Source organism: Streptomyces sp. WAC 04229, assembly GCF_003947455.1.
Taxonomy (GTDB): domain Bacteria; phylum Actinomycetota; class Actinomycetes; order Streptomycetales; family Streptomycetaceae; genus Streptomyces.
Window position 1 is genome coordinate 23,822 of record NZ_QHJH01000080.1, and the last position, 6,015, is coordinate 29,836.

Consider the following 6,015-nt stretch of genomic DNA (forward strand, 5'->3'; position numbering starts at 1 on the left):
AGCACTACTGTCGCCACGCCTTGGTGAACGGGAAATCCGGTGTGATGCCGGTGCGGCCCTCGCCACTGTGAATCGGGAAGTCCGGCTCCGGCCCCTCGTGGGCAGCCACTGGATCCTTGTGATCCGGGAAGGCGTTGCCCGGACTGCGGTACCCGTCAGCCAGGAGACCGGCCAAGGCGCGTCGTCCATCCACGAGGTGCTGGAGAGGGTCTGCTGAGCCATGCACATAGCCGAGGGCTTTCTGCCACCGGCGCACGCGATCGCCTGGGGTGTCGCGTCCGCGCCGTTCGTCGTCCACGGAGTCCGGTCACTCACCCGTGAGGTCAGGGAGCACCCGGAGAGCACGCTGCTCCTCGGCGCCTCCGGTGCCTTCACGTTCGTCCTGTCCGCCCTGAAACTCCCCTCGGTCACCGGGAGCTGCTCCCATCCGACCGGCACCGGTCTGGGCGCCATCCTCTTCCGGCCGCCGATCATGGCGGTACTGGGCACCATCACCCTGCTCTTCCAGGCACTGCTGCTCGCCCACGGCGGGCTGACCACGCTGGGCGCCAACGTCTTCTCGATGGCGATCGTCGGCCCCTGGGCGGGGTACGGCGTCTACCGGCTGCTGCGCCGCTACGACGTGCCGCTGATGGTCGCCGTGTTCTTCGCCGCGTTCGTCGCCGACCTGTCCACCTACTGCGTGACCAGCGTGCAGCTGGCGCTGGCCTTCCCCGACCCGAGCAGCGGATTCCTCGGCGCACTCGGCAAGTTCGGGTCCATCTTCGCCGTCACGCAGATCCCGCTCGCGGTCAGCGAGGGCCTGCTCACGGTGATCGTGATGCGGCTGCTGGTGCAGTCCAGCAAGGGGGAACTGACCCGGCTGGGCGTGCTGCTCACCCGGTCGGGCAAGACCACGACCGACGAGCAGGAGGCGGTGGCCCGATGACCCGCAACGCGAAGATCAACGCCCTGCTGCTGCTCGCCGTGGCCGCGCTCGCGGTGCTGCCGCTGGTGCTTGGGCTCGGTGACCACAAGGAGGAGCCGTTCGCCGGCGCGGACGCGGAGGCGGAGACCGCGATCACGGAGATCGAGCCGGACTACGAGCCGTGGTTCTCGCCGCTGTACGAACCGCCGTCCGGCGAGATCGAGTCGGCGCTGTTCGCGGTGCAGGCAGCGCTCGGCGCGGGCGTGCTGGCGTACTACTTCGGTGTGCGCCGGGGCCGGCGGCAGGGCGAGGAGCGGGCGGCGGCGGCACTGCGGGACACTCCCGAAGGGGACTGAGTGCTGCCGATCGACGCGGCGGCCCACAGCAGCCGGTGGCGCCGCCGCCATCCCGTGGACAAGGCCGTGCTCGGTCTCGGCCTGACCGTGCTCGCGATCTCGCTGCCGCCCTGGCCGGGCGCCGCGCTGGTGCTGGTGACGGCGCTGGCGGTGCTGCTCGGCCCGGCGGGGGTGCCCGGACGGCGGCTGTGGCGGGCGTACCGGGTGCCGTTGGGCTTCTGTGTGACGGGCGCGCTGCCGCTGCTGGTCCAGGTCGGGGGCGCGGACGGGTTCCTGACGGTGGCGCAGGGCGGGCCGGTGCACGCCGGTGAGCTGCTGCTGCGGACCTCGGCGGCCTCGCTCGGGGTGCTGCTGTTCGCGTTCACCACGCCGATGTCGGACCTGCTGCCCCGGCTGGTGCGGGCGGGGGTGCCCGCGCCGGTCGTGGACGTGGCGCTCGTCACGTACCGGATGAGTTTCCTGCTGCTGGACTCGGTGCGCCGCATCCGGGAGGCGCAGGCGGCGCGGCTGGGGCACACCACCCGGGCCGCGACCTGGCGTTCGCTTGGCGGGCTCGGCGCCACGGCGTTCGTGCGGGCCTTCGACCGGGCGGCGCGGCTCCAGTCCGGGCTGGCGGGCCGCGGCTACGACGGCACCCTGCGGGTCCTGGTGCCCGAGGCCCGCGTCTCCGTGGCCTTCACGGCGGCGAGCGGCGCGCTGCTGGCGGCGCTGGCCGCCCTCACCCTCGTACTGGAAGGGCCGTTGTCGTGAGCGTGTGTGGGACGAGGGGGGCGACGGCGGAGGCGCTGGTCGCCCTGCGGGGTGCGGCCTTCGCCTACGAGGAGGGCCCGGACGTGCTGGCCGGGCTGGACTTCTCGGTGCGCGAGGGGCGGGCGCTGGCGCTGCTCGGCCGCAACGGCAGCGGCAAGACCACGCTGATGCGGCTGCTGAGCGGCGGACTGAGGCCGCGTGCGGGGACGTTGACGCTGGGCGGGGAGCCGGTGGCGTACGACCGCAAGGGGCTGACCCGGCTGCGGACCACGGTGCAGTTGGTGGTGCAGGATCCGGACGACCAGCTCTTCGCGGCCTCGGTGGGACAGGACGTGTCCTTCGGGCCGTTGAACCTGGGCCTGCCGGACGCGGAGGTCCGGTCCCGGGTCGACGAGGCGCTCGCCGCGCTGGACATCGGGGCGCTGGCCGACCGGCCGACCCATCTGCTGTCGTACGGGCAGCGCAAACGGACGGCGATCGCGGGGGCGGTCGCGATGCGGCCGCGGGTGCTGATCCTGGACGAGCCGACCGCCGGGCTCGATCCCGACGGCCAGGAACGGCTGCTCGCCGCCCTGGACCGGCTCCGCGCGGGCGGTACCACGGTGGTGATGGCCACTCACGACGTCGACCTCGCCCTGCGCTGGTCGGACGATGCAGCGCTGCTCACCCCGGACGGTGTGCGCACCGGTCCGACGGCGGCGACGCTGGCCCGCACGGATCTGCTGCGGCAGGCGGGGCTGCGGCTGCCCTGGGGCGTCGCGGCGGCCGGACTGCTGCGGGCGCGGGGCCTGTTGCCGGAGTCGGCGGCCGGACCGCGCACTCCGGAGGAGCTGGCCGCCCTGGCCGACTGACGTGTGCGCCGGCCGGGGCGGCCCGGGTTCACCGCGCGGAGTCGGTGTGCTCCGGTTCGGGTGTGGCAGCCGTCGGCTCGCCCTCGGTGCGGTCCTCGGCGCCGCCGCGGCGGCGGCCCGGCAGGACGGCGAGGACGATCAGCGTGCCGGCGGCCATGATGATGCCGCCGACGAGGCTGGTGGTCGAGACGCCGTGGGCGAAGGCCCGGTCGACGGCGTCGGTGAGGGCCCGCGCCTGCTCGGGCCCGGCGGCCGGGTCGGTGGCGAGCCGCTGGGCGACGGCGAGTCCGCCGCCCACGGAGTCCTGGGCGGTGTCCAGCGCGGCGGCCGGCAGGCGGTCGCCCACCAGGCTCGCCAGTTCGTCGCGGTAGGCGGTGCCGAGGAGGGAGCCGAGGACGGCGATGCCGAGCGAGCCGCCGAGTTCGAGCGCGGTGTCGTTGGCGCCGCCGCCGACGCCCAGCTCGTCCTCCGGGAAGGTGCCCATGATGGTGTCGGTGGCCGGGGAGACGCTGAGGCCGATCGCGAGGCCGAGGAGCAGCATCGGGGCGAGGAAGTCGGCGTAGGTGGAGCCCTGGTCGATCAGGACCAGCAGGAGGACACCGGCCGTGCCGATCGCCATGCCGGAGCCGACCATGGCCCTCACGCCCAGCTTCGGGGTGAGCCGCCCGGTCACCGCGGCGCCGACGAACACGGCCCCGGCCAGCGGCAGCAGCCGTACGCCCGTCTCCAGCGCGCCGTAGCCGAGCACGAACTGGAGGAACTGCGTGGCGTAGTAGATGGCGCCGTAGGTGCCGAAGAAGAAGAACAGCACGGCCAGCATCGAGCCGCTGAAGGGCCGCAGCAGGAACCGGCGCACGTCCAGCATGGGGTGGGGGTGGCGCAGCTCCCAGGCGACGAAGGCCACCAGGCCGACGCCCGCCACGACGGCGGCGGTGACCGGGCCGGCGCCCCAGCCGAAGTGCGGGCCCTCGATGGTCGCGTAGACCAGGGAGCCCACGGAGACGATGGAGAGCAGACCGCCCACGTAGTCGATCCGGCCCATGCCGGCCGCCTTGGACGGCGGTACGAGGAGCAGCGCGCCGACGGCCGCGAGGACCGCGATGGGGACGTTGACCAGGAACGTCGAACCCCAGGCGTGGTCCTCCAGGAGCCAGCCGGCGACCAGCGGGCCGACCGCGATGGCGAGTCCGGAGGTGGCGGTCCAGGCGGTGATGGCGCGGGCCCGCTCGCCCTTGGGGAAGACCGCGACCAGCAGCGACAGGGTGGCCGGCATCACGACGGCGGCACCCACGCCCATGACCGCGCGGGCCGCGATGACCAGCCCCGTCTCCTCGACCAGGCTGCCCATCACCGAGCCGCCCGCGAAGATCACCAGTCCGGTGATCAGGGCGCCGCGGCGGCTGTACTTGTCGCCGATCGCGCCGAGCACCAGCATCAGCGCGGCGTACGGGACGGTGTAGCCGTCGATGACCCACTGCAGGTCGCTGCTGCTCAGGCCCAGGTCGGCGGTCATGTCCGGTGCGGCCACGATCAGGGACGTGTTGGCCATCACGACGATCAGCAGGCTCAGACACAGCACGAGGAGGGCCCACCAGCGCCGTGGGTAGGGCCCGTTCATCTTCTCGACGGGGGTGGTGGCCAGTAGGGGCATGGGGGCTCCGGGAAAACGCGGGCAGTTAATTGCCCATCTATGTGCAGACAAGCGTCAGCGTAGTTTGTTGCACAGTGGTGTGCAAATATGACTGTTCGACGAGGCCGGGGGGGGACGAGGAGGAGGGTGGCGGCATGCGAAGGGCACACGGCGCGAACGGCGGAGGCGGCGGGACTGGCACCCGTGCCCGGATCCTGTGCGCGGCCGAGCGGCTGCTGGTCCGCGATCCCGACAGCAGCCTCGCGGAGGTCGCCGCGGCGGCCGGCGTGGCGCGCCGCACGGTGTACGTCCACTTCACCGGCCGGGACGCGTTGGTCGAGGGGCTGGTCGAGGAGGCCGCGCGGGCGGTAGAGCACGCCCTCGCCGCGGCGGACGCGTCCGCCCCGGACGACGACCCGGCGACCGCGCTGGGCCGCTTCGTCCGCACCCTGTGGCCGGTCGGTGACCGCTACGGCACCCTCATCGTCCTCGCCCGCCGCCGAGGACTCGGCCCCGACCCGGTGAACGCCGTCCTCGGCCCCGCCCGCTCCACGGTCACGGGGATCATCGCGCGCGGACAGCGGGCGGGCGTCTTCCACACCGGTGTTCCGGCGGGGGTGCTCGGGGCGGCACTGGAGGCACACCTGCTGGCGCTGCTGGGCTGCGCGCGGTCGGGGACCTGGGAGGACGACGGCACGGGGGCGGCGGTGGCCGCGCTGGTGGTGGCGGGAGTGGAGAGCGGGACCGCGGCAAAGGTGGCGGGAGGCGCACGGCTCCCCGCGGGGACGAGGCCGGGGCGGGGCCGCCGGTGACCCGACGGGCGCGGCGGGTGGCCTACGCGCCGGGAGCGGAGTCCTCCGGCACCGGTGCCGGGCCGGCCTCTGCGACCACCGCGTGTGCGCGGCGCTGGGGCACTCCGGCCGCGATGAGCGTGGCGACGGCGGCCCGGGTGCCGTCGTCCTCCAGGGCGCCGGTGTTGACCTGCTCCAGGAGGGCGACGGTCATCGCCTCCAGTCCGGCGCTCAGCACGGCCGGCGGCAGATGCGCGGGGAAGACGCCGTCCCGCTGGCCGCGCTCCAGGATGGCGGTGACCTCGGCACGGGCCGGGGCGAGGATCTCGGCGACGCGCTCCACGCCCAGATCGTGCCGGGCCAGCGCCAGGAGCATCCGGTAGCGGTCGCCCACGGGCCACATCAGCAGCACGAAGTGCGCGAGCGCCCGGTCGGCCGCTTCGCCGGGCCCGACCCGTTCCGCCCCGGCGGCCATCGCGCCCCGCAGCACCTCGGACGCCTCCTCGGCGAGGGCCTCGAGGAGCGCCGCGCGTCCCGGGAAGTGGCCGAAGAGGGTGCGCCGTACGACACCGGCGGCGCGGGCCAGCTCCTCCAGGGTGGTGTCCGGATTCCGCCCCAGCTCCCGGCGGGCCGTGGCCAGGATGCGCGCCCGGTTGGAGCGGGCGTTGCGTCGCTGCGGCTCACGGGCGACGGGCTTGGACACGGCGACCTCGGGGCGGCGTTGCGGGGG

7 protein-coding genes and 1 riboswitch are annotated in these 6,015 nt (G+C 74.3%); of the genes, 5 read left to right on the plus strand and 2 right to left on the minus strand.

The genetic code is table 11. The annotated features are described in order from the left end of the window. Positions 1-4 precede the first annotated feature (4 nt). Positions 5-191: riboswitch (cobalamin riboswitch) on the plus strand. A 29-nt stretch (positions 192-220) separates the two neighbouring features. The 4 genes from DMH12_RS21455 to DMH12_RS21470 are packed head-to-tail and all read left to right on the plus strand — an operon-like array spanning position 221 to position 2,864. Beyond that, entirely contained in the window at positions 221-928 is a 708-nt protein-coding gene (locus DMH12_RS21455; RefSeq protein WP_125493122.1) for an energy-coupling factor ABC transporter permease, read from the plus strand. Continuing rightward, positions 925-1,263 carry an energy-coupling factor ABC transporter substrate-binding protein gene (locus DMH12_RS21460; RefSeq protein WP_125493123.1) on the plus strand — a complete coding sequence of 113 codons (339 nt, stop codon included), beginning with the start codon at positions 925-927 and terminating at the stop codon, positions 1,261-1,263. Before DMH12_RS21455 ends, DMH12_RS21460 begins: the two co-directional genes overlap by 4 nt. Further along, entirely contained in the window at positions 1,264-2,013 is a 750-nt protein-coding gene (gene cbiQ, locus DMH12_RS21465; RefSeq protein WP_125493124.1) for a cobalt ECF transporter T component CbiQ, read from the plus strand. Continuing rightward, positions 2,010-2,864: an ATP-binding cassette domain-containing protein gene (locus DMH12_RS21470; RefSeq protein ID WP_125493125.1), complete on the plus strand. Its 855-nt coding sequence runs from the start codon at positions 2,010-2,012 to the stop codon at positions 2,862-2,864. Before cbiQ ends, DMH12_RS21470 begins: the two co-directional genes overlap by 4 nt. Before the next feature lie 28 nt (positions 2,865-2,892). Here the strand turns inward: DMH12_RS21470 and DMH12_RS21475 are convergent, their stop codons facing one another. Further along, entirely contained in the window at positions 2,893-4,515 is a 1,623-nt protein-coding gene (locus DMH12_RS21475; protein ID WP_125493126.1) for an MFS transporter, read from the minus strand. A 134-nt stretch (positions 4,516-4,649) separates the two neighbouring features. Between DMH12_RS21475 and DMH12_RS21480 the strand changes: the two genes are divergently transcribed. Continuing rightward, positions 4,650-5,306, plus strand: a complete 657-nt coding sequence (locus DMH12_RS21480) for a TetR family transcriptional regulator (protein WP_125493127.1) — start codon at positions 4,650-4,652, stop codon at positions 5,304-5,306. A 22-nt stretch (positions 5,307-5,328) separates the two neighbouring features. On the opposite strand, the gene DMH12_RS21485 is transcribed toward DMH12_RS21480, so the two are convergent. Beyond that, on the minus strand, positions 5,329-5,988 hold the full coding sequence (locus tag DMH12_RS21485) for a TetR/AcrR family transcriptional regulator (protein ID WP_125493131.1): 660 nt from the start codon (positions 5,986-5,988) through the stop codon (positions 5,329-5,331). Positions 5,989-6,015 lie beyond the last annotated feature (27 nt).

Coding starts and splice junctions, on each gene's coding strand:
- DMH12_RS21455 (WP_125493122.1), top strand. CDS start 221: ATGCACATAGCCGAGGGCTTTCTGCCACCGGCGCACGCGATCGCCTGG.
- DMH12_RS21460 (WP_125493123.1), top strand. CDS start 925: ATGACCCGCAACGCGAAGATCAACGCCCTGCTGCTGCTCGCCGTGGCC.
- DMH12_RS21475 (WP_125493126.1), bottom strand. CDS start 4,515: ATGCCCCTACTGGCCACCACCCCCGTCGAGAAGATGAACGGGCCCTAC.
- DMH12_RS21480 (WP_125493127.1), top strand. CDS start 4,650: ATGCGAAGGGCACACGGCGCGAACGGCGGAGGCGGCGGGACTGGCACC.